12 protein-coding genes are annotated in these 14,935 nt (G+C 66.6%); 6 read left to right on the forward strand and 6 right to left on the reverse strand.

The annotated features are described in order from the left end of the window. Positions 1-5 precede the first annotated feature (5 nt). Genes HF886_RS08075 through HF886_RS08085 form a run of 3 tightly spaced genes read right to left on the reverse strand, consistent with a single transcriptional unit; the run spans position 6 to position 4,257 of the window. Positions 6-1,292: an oxygenase MpaB family protein gene (locus HF886_RS08075; RefSeq protein ID WP_169652008.1), complete on the reverse strand. Its 1,287-nt coding sequence runs from the start codon at positions 1,290-1,292 to the stop codon at positions 6-8. Next, positions 1,289-2,473 carry an alpha/beta hydrolase gene (locus HF886_RS08080; protein WP_169652009.1) on the reverse strand — a complete coding sequence of 395 codons (1,185 nt, stop codon included), beginning with the start codon at positions 2,471-2,473 and terminating at the stop codon, positions 1,289-1,291. Before HF886_RS08080 ends, HF886_RS08075 begins: the two co-directional genes overlap by 4 nt. Beyond that, positions 2,470-4,257, reverse strand: a complete 1,788-nt coding sequence (locus HF886_RS08085) for a multicopper oxidase domain-containing protein (RefSeq protein ID WP_169652010.1) — start codon at positions 4,255-4,257, stop codon at positions 2,470-2,472. The genes HF886_RS08080 and HF886_RS08085 overlap by 4 nt, the downstream gene beginning before the upstream one ends. 260 nt (positions 4,258-4,517) lie before the next feature. On the opposite strand from HF886_RS08085, the gene HF886_RS08090 reads away from it, so the two are divergent. Further along, positions 4,518-5,099, forward strand: coding sequence for a TetR/AcrR family transcriptional regulator (locus HF886_RS08090; protein ID WP_296549114.1), 582 nt, complete (start codon positions 4,518-4,520; stop codon positions 5,097-5,099). A 52-nt stretch (positions 5,100-5,151) separates the two neighbouring features. On the opposite strand, the gene HF886_RS08095 is transcribed toward HF886_RS08090, so the two are convergent. Beyond that, a complete protein-coding gene (locus HF886_RS08095; protein WP_169621384.1) occupies positions 5,152-6,264 on the reverse strand; it encodes a nitronate monooxygenase family protein in 1,113 nt (370 codons plus the stop codon). A gap of 11 nt (positions 6,265-6,275) precedes the next feature. Further along, on the reverse strand, positions 6,276-7,934 hold the full coding sequence (locus tag HF886_RS08100) for an acyl-CoA synthetase (RefSeq protein WP_169652011.1): 1,659 nt from the start codon (positions 7,932-7,934) through the stop codon (positions 6,276-6,278). A 79-nt stretch (positions 7,935-8,013) separates the two neighbouring features. Here HF886_RS08100 and HF886_RS08105 point away from each other — a divergent pair, with 79 nt between their 5' ends. Together HF886_RS08105 and HF886_RS08110 are read left to right on the forward strand one after the other, a co-directional pair. Beyond that, positions 8,014-8,847 (forward strand): crotonase/enoyl-CoA hydratase family protein, encoded by an 834-nt coding sequence (locus HF886_RS08105; protein ID WP_169652012.1) that lies wholly within the window; start codon positions 8,014-8,016, stop codon positions 8,845-8,847. Positions 8,848-9,020: 173 nt separating this feature from the next. Further along, positions 9,021-10,550 (forward strand): AMP-binding protein, encoded by a 1,530-nt coding sequence (locus HF886_RS08110; protein WP_169652013.1) that lies wholly within the window; start codon positions 9,021-9,023, stop codon positions 10,548-10,550. Between the two features lie 25 nt (positions 10,551-10,575). On the opposite strand, the gene HF886_RS08115 is transcribed toward HF886_RS08110, so the two are convergent. Continuing rightward, complete coding sequence (locus tag HF886_RS08115; protein WP_169652014.1) at positions 10,576-11,613, reverse strand: LLM class F420-dependent oxidoreductase; 1,038 nt, start codon at positions 11,611-11,613, stop codon at positions 10,576-10,578. 90 nt (positions 11,614-11,703) lie between these two features. Here HF886_RS08115 and HF886_RS08120 point away from each other — a divergent pair, with 90 nt between their 5' ends. Genes HF886_RS08120 through HF886_RS08130 form a run of 3 tightly spaced genes read left to right on the forward strand, consistent with a single transcriptional unit; the run spans position 11,704 to position 14,926 of the window. Beyond that, on the forward strand, positions 11,704-12,675 hold the full coding sequence (locus HF886_RS08120) for an OB-fold nucleic acid binding domain-containing protein (RefSeq protein ID WP_169652015.1): 972 nt from the start codon (positions 11,704-11,706) through the stop codon (positions 12,673-12,675). A 14-nt stretch (positions 12,676-12,689) separates the two neighbouring features. Further along, a complete protein-coding gene (locus tag HF886_RS08125; protein ID WP_169621390.1) occupies positions 12,690-13,751 on the forward strand; it encodes a thiolase domain-containing protein in 1,062 nt (353 codons plus the stop codon). Continuing rightward, complete coding sequence (locus HF886_RS08130; protein WP_169621391.1) at positions 13,751-14,926, forward strand: thiolase domain-containing protein; 1,176 nt, start codon at positions 13,751-13,753, stop codon at positions 14,924-14,926. Before HF886_RS08125 ends, HF886_RS08130 begins: the two co-directional genes overlap by 1 nt. Positions 14,927-14,935: the final 9 nt, after the last annotated feature.

Genomic DNA, 14,935 nt, shown 5'->3' on the forward strand with positions numbered 1-14,935 from the left:
TCCGATCAACGACGCAGCGCACCGCTGGCGTCGAATTGTGCTTCGCGGCCGTCCATTTGGGCTCGGTACCAGTTCTCCCGGTGGACGACCATGATCTTCTCGTGCAGCGTGCCCACGCCCGGCACGAATCGCCGGGCGAGTTCCATGAGCGTGATCAGCGGGAACCGCACAACCGGGATGAGGATCCACGGCAGCACCTTCGGCATCGAGTATTTCCGCCGGGTGCCGGGCGACATGAACATCGCCGAGTACACCGAGTTGATGCGGAAATTGTATTTCGCACGGAGCAGGGCGAGACCACGGTGCCCTTCTCGCGGAGCGAACGCCTGCGGGTACGACTCGATGAGTTCCTTGCCGTACTCCCCCGAGTCGTACGACCGCGACACGACGGTGGTGAGCAACGTCCGCACGCTGTCGCCGATCGTCTCGGGGTACCAGGTCGTCCGCACACCGAGGAGGTAGCCCATGTACTTCTGGAAGTGGATGAGCGCCCGTATTTCTCGCGGTGTGGTGTGGTAGCCGAGAGTCCACAGTGCCAGCCCCGGAGTCACGCTGCCCGCGATGAGCGTGAGCAGCATGTAGGTCTGGCTGATGGGAAGTCCCCATTTGGCGGCGTCCCATTCGGGGTGCCCGGCCACGCGGGCACGTACGGAGACATGCATGATCCGCACCTTCAGCGCCGTGGCCCGGCCGCGCGATCCGGCGGCGAGAAGCGCGCCGGGCTCGGACACGTCGATCCAGAACCGCGAGGTTTCGAGGAATCGGCGCAGAGCGTTGTCGCCCGCGTAACCGCCGGCGAGCGAGAGCGGTGTCGCGACAGCGGATTCCGTATAGATTTCGAGAGTTTCCGCACCTGCGAAGCTGAACAGCATCGTGCCCCAGCGCCGCCAGATCTCGGCGCCCTGTTCCACGAGTTCCGGCTGCACCCATTCGGGGACGGTCTCGAACTCGTCGAACAGCGCCTTCATCGCGTCGGGTGCCTCGGGAACGGAGTCGATGCCCTCCGTCAGGGCCCGCTCGAGCAGTGCGCGGGCCGCCTGGGGGCCGAGGTCACCGTGGTAGACCTCGTCCACGAAGCGCTCCGCGGTGGGGTCGCCACTGTAGAGGTCGTTGCACAGTGCGCGAGCCTGCTCGTCGGTGGGAAGGATGTCGAAGCCCGTCACGGCGCGAATCAGTCCCCGTACCCGCCGGACACCGGGCCGGGCCTTCGCCTGCCAGTAGGGGAACGCGCTCGGGCAGCGGTCCGGGGTATCCGATTCCCCGGATGCGCGTGTTTCCAGTGTTCCGGTCATGCCGACGCCTCCTCGGCTCGGTCGTCTGTCACCGTGCGGCGGCTCCATCCGGTCAGGCGGCTCACGACGTCATCGAGGCCACCCGGTTGGTCCACCAGGTAATGGTTGAGGTTGCGCATCTCGATCAGTTCCGCCTCTCCCGGCAGGGCATCACGCATGAGACGCGAATCCTCGGCGAAAGCGGCCTGGTCGCCGAGCAGGCTCATCACGAGCGCCGGCGCGGTGACGTTGCTCAGATCGGTCAGTGCGTCGGCGTGCGTGTGGTCGACGCTCCAGGTGCTGAGCCAACTGCGCACCGTCACGAATCGGGCGAGTCCTCCGGCGGCGGTGTTCGCGGCGGCCGGATCGCCGTACATGCTGCCGGCCTCTCGGTCCGACGGGTCGAGGGTGGTATCCACGAACCGCGGGTCTCCGACGGTGCGATGCACCACGAACCCACGGTCGGACGCGCCCACCCGGTTCAGTTCGTCGAGTTGCCCGAGAGCCCACGCGTCGATGCGGCGCATCCGGGCGAGTTGCGCGTCGCGGTAGCGGGCGACCCACTCGCGGTCGAGCGGTACCGTCCGGCCCGGCGCGTACAGGTCGAGGTCGGGATCGGTCGCATACGGGTCGGCCTCGTCGACGACGGCGCCGTCGATCCAGTGCCGCAGCACCCGCGCCCGTCCGGGGTGAGCTCCGACGAGCAGCAGTCCGTCGGCGGGGCGCAGTTTCGCGTCGGCGAACCGGGCGGGATCGCCGGCGGGGGTCTGCGTGACCGTGGGGTTCTCCGCCTGCGACTGGTAGAACGAGGCCAGCGAGCCCCCGCCGCTGAACCCGAGCAGCACCACCTTCTCGAAACCGAGTTCGTCCGTCATCCATCGCACGCCGGTACCGAGGTCGAACGCCGCGCGCTCCATGATGAGAGCGGGTTCGTTGGATGCGTACCGGGTGTTGAGGCCCATCGCCGGGATGCCGGCGCCGGCGAACGCGCGAAGCAGGAAGTGACTGAGGAAGTTCGACGCCGGATGGCACATGATCACGCCGACCTCGCGTGAGTATCCGGGTGCCGCTACGAGGTTGCCGTGGAGCGTCGGATAGTGGCGGCTCAGACCGGAGTGCATCTCGACGCGGCCGTCCGTCGCCGGTTCGTAGGGAATGCGCTGGAAGTGGTCGCGGGGTTCGGGGCCTGTCGTGGGGTTCATCGCACCGTCCGATACTCGAGCATCATGTCGTGGTCTTCGTGGTCGAGGACGTGGCAGTGCCACACGTAGCCCTGCAACCGGTGGTCGTCCCGGTGTTCCGTGTGTTCGTGGTGCCCGGCACTCTCGGTCGTTGCGGTGCCGACCGCAGCCGGGAACGTCGCGTCGGGATCGAAGCCCAGTTCGTCGGCGGTCGGGAAGTAGGCGACGATGCGGGTCACCGAATTCGGATCACAGATCACGGTGTCCTTGTATCCGGTCTCCCACGGCTCGGGGCCACGCAGTGGTTCCACGACGAACGGATCGGCGTCGGGGGTCCACTTGGTGCCGATCGGCGGCTGCGGTTGCCGCGCGCACATCGCGAGGGTGTCGATCGCCTGGCGTCCCACGACGCGAAAGTGCACGAGGTGCAGGTGGATCGGGTGCGGGTCGGGTGTCGCGTTGACGATGTTCCACTGCTCGACGGTGCCCTGCCGGGGCATCTCGATATCGTCGCTGTGGAATCTGAGATTGTTGAGCGACATGATCGACGGGGGTAGCCGTACGTCCGACGGCTGACTCAGCGACACGTTGCGAATGTGCGCGGGTTCCGGCGTGGCTCCCACGATCGGCGGTTGCCCGGTGCCGCCGCGCAGTCGGTCCGGTACCGGTCCGGTGAAGCCGCGCGCGGCCTCGGCCCGGAAACGCAGAAACATCGGCATGTGCACGGCACCGATCTGGGCGGCTTGGGGTGCGGCCGATTCGGTGTTGCGGAGTTCGACGGTGGCGCCGGGTTCGAGCATGCCGAAATCCACCAGCAGGTCTACGCGTTCGCCCGGTGCCAGCCGTACGTGGGTGGTCGGTGCGGGAGCGTCGAGCAGTCCGCCTTCCATCCCGATGACCCAGAACGGCATGCCGTTGGAAAAACGCAGATCCCACACACTGAAGGACGCGGCATTGACCAACCGCAGTCGGTAGAGGCCCCGTGCCACCCGCGCCTCGGGCCAGATCTTGCCGTTGACGACGCCGACGTCACCGACCGCGCCGCCTTCCCACCTACCCTGCGGAACGATCGGGGTGGAGCGGATGCTCTGGCGTCCGTCGCCGTGGACGATCTTCTCCTGCAGTACCAGTTCGAGTTCGAACTCACCGGCCGGCAGTCCGAGCGGGTTGCCGCGTTCTCCGGTGTCGTAGTCGTCGCGGAGCAGGTACACACCCGCCAGCCCGGCATAGACGTTCAGGCGCGTAACAGCCATGGCGTGGTCGTGGTACCAGAGCCCGGCCGCATCCTGCCTGTTCGGGAAGCGGTACGTCGATCCCTCTCCCGGTCGCGCGATCTTCTGAGGGTGACCGTCGAATTCGGGAGGCGTCACGCCGCCGTGCAGGTGCATCGATGTGGGCACCTCGGTGCGGTCCCGCTCGCTCAGCCCGTGCAGGGTGGTGTCGACGTCGGCAGCAAACGGATGCACAGTGATCCGGTTCCGGTATTCGATCGCCGTTTCCTGTCCGCGGTGCGCGGTGATCACCGGACCGAGATACGTGCTGTCTCCGTAGGCCAGGGTCGGACCGGGCGCGAGGTCGCGGTGGAAGCTGTGTGTCGCGCTCACCGCGTCGATCGTCAGCGACGAGCCCTCGAGCCTCGGGAGGATGGGAAGGTCGTCGACGAACGGCGTCAGCCGGGGCGACGGGAAAAGCATAGGACGGGGCAGGTCGGGGCTGTCGGCGACCGCACGACCGCCGACCAGCGCGCTTGCGCCGGCGCCGGCTGCGATTCCGGCGAGAAGAGTTCTGCGACTGATATTCCGCATGGACCAGGCTTCCGTTTTCACGCGACCGCAGCCGAGAAGGGAGCACATTTCGTGACTGCCGTCACAATACCATACGGTATGGTGTGGTCGACGTTCCGTCCTGGCCGCGATCGCTGTAGTCGACATGATGATCTGTATTGCAGTGTGCCGGAAGGCCGTTCGATACCCTCTCGGGGTGCGCGGTATCGCTCGCCCACGTTCTCTTTTCCCGCGACATGTACGCTCGACGCGTACAGCGAGAGACAAGAGGTGACGACCCCGTGGCGCAGCAACCGACGAAGGACGGCTCGCGGTCCGGGCGGCGCCCCCGGCTTTCCCTCGACGACTGGACCGCGGCCGGGTTGCAGTTGCTCGTCACCGAAGGCCGCACTGCCGTGAAGATCTCCAGATTGTGCGACGAACTCGGCGTCACCAAGGGCAGTTTCTATTGGCACTTCACCGACATCGACGACCTGATGAAGGCCATCGCCACCCGGTACACCTCACAAGACAACGACGCTGCCCGCGGCCTGACGAGCGTCGAAGAACTGCCCGTCCGGGAACGGCTGACGCGCATGGGCACGATGCTCGTCGACGACCGCGCCTGGGAGGCCGAGGTGGCGGTGCGCGAGTGGGCGCGGAGCGACCCGCAGGTCGCCGAATCCGTGCGCGCCCTCGATCAGAGAATCATGACGGTGGTCGAGAACGCGTTCCTCGAACTCGGTTTCGACAAGGACGAGGCACGGGTCCGCGCCGGGACACTGGTGTACGCGGGGATCGGATTCGTGTACGGCCGCGACGGATTGCCCTCCCCCACGGTCGAGCAGATTCAGGCGCTGCTCACGATTCTGGTCCGCAAGTAGAAGACTGTGCCCGGGAGGATTCACCTCCCGGGCACAGTTCCATCCCCCCGGACTATCGGGCTTCGTTCAGACGATCGACCGCCTGGTCGTAGCCGGTGACAAGTTCGTTCATGATGTCGGCGACGGGACGGATGTCGTTCATTCGGCCCACCACCTGGCCCACCGGCATTGCGACGACCTCGGGGTCGTTCGCGGCCGAAATGCGCTGGTGCGCCTCGCTGACGAGGATGTTCTGGAGCGGCATAGGCAGCGGCGACGGTGCGTCCGGCCGCGACCACGCCTCGGTCCACTTGGTCTTGAGCAGTCGCGCCGGCTTGCCCGAATAGATGCGCGACCGCACCGTGTCGGACGACGTCGCACCGAGCAGCGCCCGCTGGATCGACGACGGGCCGTCGGCCGCGGAGCCGAGTTTGTATTCCGCGGCGGTGAGCCAGTACGAACCCATCCAGACCCCGTCGGCCCCCAGCGCCAATGCGGCCGCAACCTGCCTGCCGGACCCGACGCCGCCCGCGGCAAGTACCGACGCGGAATCGCCGACGGCATCGACGATCTCGGGCCAGAGCACCATCGACGCCACCTCACCGGTGTGCCCTCCGGCCTCGTATCCCTGGGCGATCACGATGTCGACACCGTTCTCGACGTGCCGGCGCGCGTGCTCCACCGCCCCCGCCAATGCCGCGACCGGCACTCCCTTCTCGTGAGCGAGGTCGATGACATCCTTCGGGGGCGAACCCAGAGCATTCGCGATCAGCGAAATCCTGTGCCCCAGAGCGATGTCGACGTGGGAGCGCGCCACCGAATGCAGCCAGCCGAGTACACCGCTCGCCTGCTCGACGTCATCGGACAGTGGAGGAACACCGAGTTCGGCGAGGGTCCGGTCGACGAACGCGCGGTGTTCCGCCGGGATCAGTTTGTCGAGATCGACCGCGGTGCCCTCGGTGGGCACCTTGGCCGGCATCACGATGTCCACGCCGTACGGCTTGCCGTCGGTGTTCTCGTCCATCCAGGTCAGGACGGCGTCGAGTTCCTCCGCGTCGTTGAAGCGCACGCATCCGAGGACACCGAGTCCGCCGGCGCGACTGATGGCCGCGGCGACGTGTTCGGAGGGAGTGAACCCGAAGATCGGATAGTCGATTCCGAACTTCCGGCCGAGGCTGGTCTGCATCTCCCTGCCTCTCAGCCCACCGCGCCGGAAGCGCTCGGGGTGCAGTGCTCGTCGGCGGGGCGCCCTTCGGTCTGCTCGTGGGCCCACCGGTAGTCGGGCTTGCCCGCCGGCGAGCGCTTGATCTCGTCGACGAACCATGCGCTGCGCGGCACCTTGTAGCCCGCGATCTTGGTGCGGGCGCTCGCGACCAGTTCGTCGAGAGTCGCGGTGTGGCCCTGCCGAAGCGCGATCACCGCGGCGACCCGTTCGCCGAACCGATCGTCGGGCACGCCGACCACGAGCACGTCGAAGACAGCCGGGTGCTGCTTGAGCGCGCCCTCGACCTCTTCGGGGTAGATCTTCTCGCCGCCGCTGTTGATCGAGACCGAACCGCGCCCGAGCATCGTGACGGTGCCGTCCTCCTCGACCCGGGCGTAGTCGCCGGGGATCGAGTAACGGACGCCGTTGTACTCGCGGAACGTCGCCTTCGTCTTCTCTTCGTCCTTGTAGTAGCCCAGGGGGATGTTTCCCTTGCGCGCGATCAGGCCGACCTGCCCCGAGCCGGGAGCGATGGGGTTGCCGTCTTCGTCGAGCACCGTGGTCGACTCGTCGATCTTCACCGTGGGGCCGCCGCCGCGGGTCTTGCCCTTCTCCACGATTCCGAGACCGCCGAACCCGCTCTCGGACGAGCCGATCGAGTCGGTGAGCACCTTGCCGGGAAGCAGCTCCAGGAAGCGGTCCTTGAGGGAAGGAGAGAACAGCGCGGCACTCGACGCCATCGCGAAGAGAGTCGAAAGGTCGTACGGCTGACCCGTCTTCGGGTTGCCCTCTTCGAGTGCGTCCAGCATCGGGCGGCCCATCGCGTCACCGGTGATGAAGATGACGTTGACCTTGTGTTCGTCGATGATTCGCCATACCTCGTGGCCCGAGAACTCGGGGTGCATGACGACCTTGCCGCCGCTGAACAGCGACTGGAACAGCGCCCACTGCGCGCCGCCGTGGATCATGGGGGGAATGGGATACCGCACGAGCCCGGGGTTCTCGGCACCCTGCTTGGCGAGTTCCCACTCGTCTTTCACCCACTCGCCGGTCATGAAGTTGATGCCGCCACCGAGCACGCGCCAGACATCCTCGTGGCGCCACATGACGCCCTTGGGATGGCCGGTGGTGCCGCCGGTGTAGAGCATGTACAGGTCGTCGGGGCTGCGCTCACCGAAGTTGCGCTCGGCCGAACTCCCGGCCAGCGCGGTCTCGTACTCGACCCCTCCGTACGACGAGAAGTCGCCGTCGGTGCCGTCCTCGATCACCACGACGGTCTGGACCAGCGGCGTGGACGGCAGAACGTTGGCGACCTTGTCCGAGTACCGGCGCTCGTGAATGAGGGCGACCGTATCGGAATTGTCGAACAAGTACTGCAACTCGTTCTCGACATACCGGTAATTGATGTTGACCATGACGGCCCGGATCTTGAACACCGCGACCATCGCCTCGACGGCCTCGATGGTGTTGCGGGAGTAGATCCCGACTTTGTCACCGGGCTGGACACCCTGTTCGGCCAGGTAGTTGGCGAGTCGGTTGGCTCGTTCCTCCAATTGTCCGTAGGTGACCTCCCTGCCGTCCGAGGCCAGTGCGACACGGTCGGGAACGAGGTCGATTGCGTGCTCGACGAGGTCTGCGATGTTAAGGGGCACGCCACAAAAATAGAACGTGTTACCGTTATTGACAAGACTTTACTGAGACCTATTTCACAACACCCGCCAGGAGTCCCCAGTGTCCTCTCCCGCAGCCCCCGGCGCAGCCGATTCGGACATTTCGTCCCGCGCTCCCCACTGCCTCGTGGAGCAACGCGGTCACGTTCTCATCGTGACGCTCAACCGGCCGGAGGCACGCAACGCGCTGTCGGGCGAAATGATGGCGATCATGTCCGACGCCTGGGATCGAGTCGACAGCGATCCCGAGATCCGCGTCGCGATCCTCACCGGTGCCGGCGGCGCTTTCTGCGCAGGCGCCGACCTCAAGGCGATGAACCAGTCGGCACCGGGTGACAAGTTCGAGGGCGGTGGCTGGGACCTGTCCCGCTTACCCGCCCTCCTCAAAGGCCGCCGGCTGACCAAGCCCCTCATTGCCGCAGTCGAAGGCGCGGCCATCGCGGGTGGCACCGAAATCCTGCAGGGCACCGACATCCGGGTCGCCGGCGAAAGCGCCAAATTCGGTGTCTCCGAAGCGAAGTGGGGACTGTTCCCCCTCGGCGGTTCCGCCGTGCGCCTCGTCCGCCAGATTCCGTACACGATCGCAGCGGACATCCTGCTCACCGGCCGGCACATCAAGGCGCCCGAAGCCAAGGAGATCGGGCTCATCGGTTACGTGGTCCCCGACGGCACCGCACTCGACAAGGCACTCGAGATCGCGGAGACCATCGCGAACAACGGTCCGGTCGCCGTCCAGGCCATCCTGCGCACGATTCGCGATTCCGAGGGCCTCCACGAGGAAGAGGCGTTCCGGATCGACGCCGAACTCGGTGCCGCGGTCTTCAAGAGTGCCGACGCAAAAGAAGGTCCCCGTGCCTTCGCCGAGAAACGGCCCCCGAAGTTCACCGGAGCCTGATTCCCCATCGAACCGGCGACGCGCCCGCGCACAACTTCGTGCGCGGGCGCGCTCGTCTGCGCGGCCTTACGAGCCTGTGAGACCTGGACCACACCGACATCCCGGCCTCTGCTACGTTCCGTTGTGATCCAGGACACAGGCCTGCACTGTTCGTGCAGGCGGTAAGGAGCCCCATGTACCCCGGCGTCCACGCGCGCAACACACCCGACAAAATCGCTGTCGTTCTCGCCGACAGCGACCGCAGCCTGACCTATCGCGAATTGGACGACCGTTCGGCGGCATTGGCACGGGTACTGCACGACGCGGGACTCCGGCCGGGCGACGTCGTCGCATTGCTCACGGACAACCGGGTCGAAGCCTTCGAGGTCTTCTGGGCAGCACTGCGTTCGGGCCTCTACATCACGGCGGTCAACAGCCATCTCACTGCCGGTGAAGTCGCCTACATCGTCGAGGACAGCGGCGCGAAGGCGCTCGTCGTCTCGGCGACTCTCGGCGACCTGGCCGAACACGTCGGAGACACGGTTGCCGCCCGGTCGGCCCGGCTCGCCTTCGGCGGCGCGGTTCGCGGCTTCGAGTCGTACGAGGATGCGATCGCGAGCGCCGGACCACGACTCGACGAGGAACCGTCCGGCGCGATCATGCTCTACTCGTCGGGCACCACCGGATTTCCCAAGGGGATCCAGCCGCCGTTGCCCGACCGCCGCGTGGACGAACCGGGTGAATCGCTGGTGATGGTGGCGCAGTACATGTTCGGCATCAGCGACGCCGACGTCTATTACTCCCCCGCACCGATCTACCATGCCGCGCCCCTGCGTTGGGGTGCGGCGGTCCACGCGCTCGGCGGCACGGTGGTGCTCGCGTCGAAGTTCGACCCCGAGACCGCGCTGCGCCACATCGAGGAGTACTCCGTGACCGCGGGGCAGATGGTCCCGACGATGTTCGTGCGCATACTCAAACTCGACCCGCAGATCCGGGCCCGCCACGACCTCTCGAGCCTGCGGGTACTCATCCATGCCGCAGCGCCGTGCCCACCCGACGTCAAGCGCGCCATGATCGACTGGCTCGGCCCCGTGATCTACGAGTACTACAGCTCGACCGAAGCGAACGGCATCACGTTCATCAACAGCCAGGAATGGCTCGACCATCCCGGCTCGGTGGGCAAGAGCGTCATCGGCCCTGCCCACATCTGCGACGACGCCGGCACGGTGCTGTCGGCCGGCGACATCGGAACGATCTACTTCGAAGCCGATCACGTGCCCTTCACCTACCACAACGATCCCGAGAAGACCTCGACCGCACAGCATCCCGAGCATCCGACGTGGACGACGGTGGGGGATCTCGGGTACCTCGACGAGGACGGGTTCCTGTACCTGACCGACCGCAAGTCCTTCACCATCATCTCGGGCGGCGTGAACATCTATCCGCAGGAGATCGAGAACGTCCTCGCGCTTCACCCCGCCATCGACGACGTCGCCGTCATCGGCGTCCCCCACCCGGAGATGGGTGAGGAGGTCAAGGCGGTGGTGGAACTGTCCCCGGATGCCACCGAATCCCCGGAGCTCGCCGAGGAACTGCTCTCGTATGTTCGAGAGCGGGTCGCGCACTTCAAGGTGCCGAGGTCGGTGGACTTCGTCGACCGGCTTCCCCGCACTCCCACGGGCAAGCTCGTGAAGGGGAAGCTGAAGGCGGCCTACTCGTCCTGAGGTGCGTGCGCGACAGCCGCCCCGGTCACTGCAGCACGGCCGAGGCCAGCTCCTTGATCTGGGCGGCGTCGCGGCACGAGACGAGCAACATGGTGACGCCGGCGTCCTCCCACCTGCGCACCCCCTCGCGCACCTCTGCCAGGTCACCGACGATCATCGTCTCGGTCACCATCTCGTCCGGAATCGCCGCGGCTGCTTCGTCTTTGCGGCCGGCGCGGAAAAGTTCGGTGACCTCGTCGACGACGTCGCCGTAGCCCATGCGCCGGTACACCTGCGCGTGAAAGTTCAGCTCGGGCGCTCCCATCCCTCCGACATACAACGCCGTCACCGGTTTCATCGCGGCGACGGTGCCCTCACGGTCGTCGGTCACCACCACCTGGCACGTCGCGGCGATCTCGAAGTCCTCGCGCGTGCGACGTGCGCCGGCACGGGCGAACCCTTCGTCGAGCCATTCGTTGTACATCGGTGCGAGCCGCGGCGTGTAGTAGATGGCGAGCCACCCGTCGGCGATCTCCGCGGTGAGTGCGACATTCTTGGGACCCTCGGCGCCCAGCCAGATGGGTATGTCCGAACGCAACGGGTGGGTGATGGGCTTGAGCGGTTTCCCGAGTCCGGTGGCTCCGGCTCCGGTGTACGGGAGCGGGTAGTGCGGCCCCGGACTCGTGACCGGCGCTTCACGGGCCAGCACCCGACGGATGATCGAGACGTACTCCCTGGTTCGCGCGAGCGGCTTCTCGAACGGCGCGCCGTACCAGCCCTCGACCACCTGTGGACCGGATACACCGAGACCGAGGATGTGCCGGCCGCCCGAGAGGTGATCGAGTGTCAGCGCGTGCATCGCGCAACTGGTCGGCGTACGCGCCGAGATCTGGACGACGGAGGTACCCAGCCGCACCCGGTCGGTCGCCGACCCCCACCATGCGAGCGGGGTGAACGCATCCGAGCCCCACGACTCGGCTGCGAACACCGCATCGAACCCCTCGGCTTCGGCTGCTGCAACGAGTTCCGGTCCGTTGCCCGGGGGTTGCGCACCCCAGTATCCCAGTTGCAGTCCCAGTTTCATTGCACGCCTTTCGGGTCGGACCAAGCGCGGCAAGGTGCAGATCACACGGTACCCTTGCCAGCAACACTAGAACCTGTTCTACTCGAACTTGTGAGCCTGGGAAAGAGTGCGGTCGCCGAGCCACCGCTGAATGCACCGCTGAATCTGAAGTTCGACTACACACGATCCACCGGGCCGACCGTGGGCGCGTTCGTCACCGGACTGCGCGACGGTCGCATCGTCGGTGCGCGCGGATCCGACGGCAGGATCTTCGTCCCGCCCCCGGAATACGACCCCGTCACCCATGAACCGCTCACCGATTTCGTCGAGGTGGGCCTGACGGGAACCGTCGTCAGCTGGACGTGGAATGCGGACCCGTTGCCGGGCCAGCCCTTCGACCGGCCTTTCGCATGGGCTCTCGTCCGCCTCGACGGTGCCGACACCTCGATGCTCCACGCAGTGGACGTCGCCTCCCCCGACGACATCGACACCGGCATGCGCGTCCGGGTCCGCTGGGCCTCCGAACGCACCGGCGGAATCCACGACATCGCGGCCTTCGAGCCCGGTGAAGCGACCGCGGACACACCGTCCGAGCCCGGCGAGCCCGTCTCGATGATCACCACTCCCGTCGACCTGCACTACCGGCACAGCGCGTCACCCGAAGAATCCTGGTATCTCCGGGGATTGAAGGAAGGCAAGATCATCGGCGGCCGCACGGGTCCCGGTGAGAAGGTGTACGTGCCGCCGCGCGGGGCGAGCCCCACCGACGGCGTCCCCACCAAGGAACCGGTCGAGTTGCCCGACAAGGGCACCGTCACGACGTTCTGCATCGTCAACGTGCCGTTCATGGGCCAGCAGATCAAGCCTCCTTACGTCGCCGCATATGTGCTGCTCGACGGTGCCGACATCCCGTTCCTCCACCTCATTCTCGAGTGCGAGGCCACCGACGTGCGCATGGGAATGCGTGTCGAGGCCAAGTGGCGACCGCGGGAAGAGTGGGACCACACACTGCGCAACATCGAATACTTCCGCCCGACCGGCGAGCCCGACGCCGAGTTCGACACCTTCAAACACCACCTCTAGGAGCGTCGAGCACCATGACAGACATTGCAGTCGTCGGCTTCGCGCACGCCCCCCACGTGCGCGAGACATTCGGCACCACCAACGGTGTCGAGATGCTCGTCCCCTGTTTCCAGGAGCTCTACGACAAGCTCGGCATCACGAAGTCCGATATCGGGTTCTGGTGCTCCGGGTCTTCGGATTACCTGGCCGGGCGCGCCTTCTCGTTCATCTCGGCCATCGACGCCATCGGCGCCGTCCCGCCCATCAACGAGTCACACGTCGAGATGGACGCCGCCTGGGCGCTCTACGAGGCGTGGGTCAAACTCATCACCGGCGAAGTGGACACCGCACTGGTCTACGGCTTCGGCAAGTCGTCGGCCGGCACCCTGCGGCGGACACTGTCGCTGCAACTCGATCCGTATCTCGTCGCACCGCTCGGCGTCGACTCCGTCTCCCTTGCCGGACTGCAGGCCCGGATGGGTCTCGAATCCGGGAAGTGGACGGATCGCGAGATGGCCGAAGTAGCCGTGCGCTCTCTCGCCGCAGCGAAGAACAACCCGAAGGCCCAGCTCTCCGGCGACCTCGACATCGACGAACTCCTGTCCCGCCCGTACATCGCCGACCCGCTCCGGAAGCACGACTGCGCTCCCGTCACCGACGGCGCCGCCGCAATCGTTCTGGCCACAGGAGACCGCGCACGCGAACTGTGCGAGAACCCCGCCTGGATCACCGGAATCGAGCATCGGATCGACTCGCCGAACTTCGGCGCCGCCGACCTCACCACCGCGCCGTCCGCGCGTGCCGCGGCACGCGCCGTGACGGGCGGCGACACCGCGTTCGACGTCGCCGAACTGCACGCCCCGTTCACCCATCAGGAACTCATCCTGCGCGAGGAGATCGGACTCGGCGACGACACCGCCGTCAATCCGTCGGGCGGTCCGCTCAGCGGCAACGCGATGTTCTCCGGCGGCCTCGAGCGAATCGGTTACGCCGCACAAGCGATCATGAACGGGACAGCGGGTCGCGCGCTGGCCCACGCGACGAGTGGCGCACTGCTGCAACAGAATCTGGTAGCTGTCCTGGAGGGACGTAACTGATGGCCAAGCAACCCGCAGCTGTCCTGGGCACCGGGCAGACCCATTACGTCGCCAAGCGTCACGACGTATCGATGTCCGGCCTGGTGCGCGAGGCGATCGACCGCGCCATGCTCGACGCCCAGGTGGGCTGGGACGACATCGACGCCGTCATCATCGGCAAGGCACCCGACCTGTTCGAGGGCGTCATGATGCCCGAGTTGTCGATGGTCGATGCGATCGGCGCCACCGGCAAACCGATGCTGCGCGTACACACGGCGGGGTCGGTGGGAGGATCCACCGCCAACGTCGCGGCGAGCATGGTGCAGTCCGGCGTCCACCGCCGAGTCCTCGCCGTGGCGTGGGAGAAGCAGTCCGAATCCAACGCGATGTGGGCGCTGTCGACACCGGTGCCGTTCACGATGCCGGTCGGTGCGGGCGCGGGCGGCTACTTCGCCCCGCACGTCCGCTCCTACATCCGCAGGTCCGGCGCCCCGGAGCACGTGGGCGCGATGGTGGCGGTCAAAGACCGGCTCAACGGTGCGAAGAACCCGTACGCACACCTCAGGCAGCCGGACATCACCCTGGAGAAGGTTCAGGCATCGCAGATGCTGTGGGACCCCATCCGCTACGACGAAACCTGCCCGTCGTCGGACGGCGCGTGTGCCGTGGTGATCGGTGACTCCGACAGCGCCGCCGCGGCAGAGGCCGCCGGGCGCCCGGTGGCGTGGATCCACGCCACCGCGATGCGGACCGAACCCACGACGTACGCGGGCCGCGACCAGGTCGACCCCCAGGCCGGCCGGGACGCGGCAGCAGCATTGTGGAAGCAGGCGGGCATCACCGATCCGCTCACCGAAATCGACTGCGCCGAAATCTACGTCCCCTTTTCCTGGTTCGAGCCGATGTGGCTCGAGAACCTCGGATTCACTCCGCAGGGATCGGGCTGGAAGCTGACCGAGTCCGGCGAAACCGCGATCGGGGGACAACTGCCGATCAACATGTCCGGCGGGGTCCTGTGCTCCAACCCCATCGGCGCGTCCGGCATGATCCGCTTCGCCGAGGCCGCGATCCAGGTCATGGGCAAGGCCGGCGACCACCAGGTCGACGGTGCCCGCAAAGCACTCGGTCACGCCTACGGCGGTGGTTCGCAGTACTTCTCGATGTGGGTGGTTTCTTCCGATCGACCGACGAACTAGGAGCGTCAC

The organism is Rhodococcus sp. 105337 (assembly GCF_012844225.1).
Classification (GTDB): domain Bacteria; phylum Actinomycetota; class Actinomycetes; order Mycobacteriales; family Mycobacteriaceae; genus Rhodococcus.

Coding starts and splice junctions, on each gene's coding strand:
- HF886_RS08095 (WP_169621384.1), bottom strand. CDS start 6,264: ATGCAGACCAGCCTCGGCCGGAAGTTCGGAATCGACTATCCGATCTTC.
- HF886_RS08080 (WP_169652009.1), bottom strand. CDS start 2,473: ATGAACCCCACGACAGGCCCCGAACCCCGCGACCACTTCCAGCGCATT.
- HF886_RS08130 (WP_169621391.1), top strand. CDS start 13,751: ATGGCCAAGCAACCCGCAGCTGTCCTGGGCACCGGGCAGACCCATTAC.
- HF886_RS08125 (WP_169621390.1), top strand. CDS start 12,690: ATGACAGACATTGCAGTCGTCGGCTTCGCGCACGCCCCCCACGTGCGC.
- HF886_RS08110 (WP_169652013.1), top strand. CDS start 9,021: ATGTACCCCGGCGTCCACGCGCGCAACACACCCGACAAAATCGCTGTC.
- HF886_RS08115 (WP_169652014.1), bottom strand. CDS start 11,613: ATGAAACTGGGACTGCAACTGGGATACTGGGGTGCGCAACCCCCGGGC.
- HF886_RS08075 (WP_169652008.1), bottom strand. CDS start 1,292: ATGACCGGAACACTGGAAACACGCGCATCCGGGGAATCGGATACCCCG.
- HF886_RS08085 (WP_169652010.1), bottom strand. CDS start 4,257: ATGCGGAATATCAGTCGCAGAACTCTTCTCGCCGGAATCGCAGCCGGC.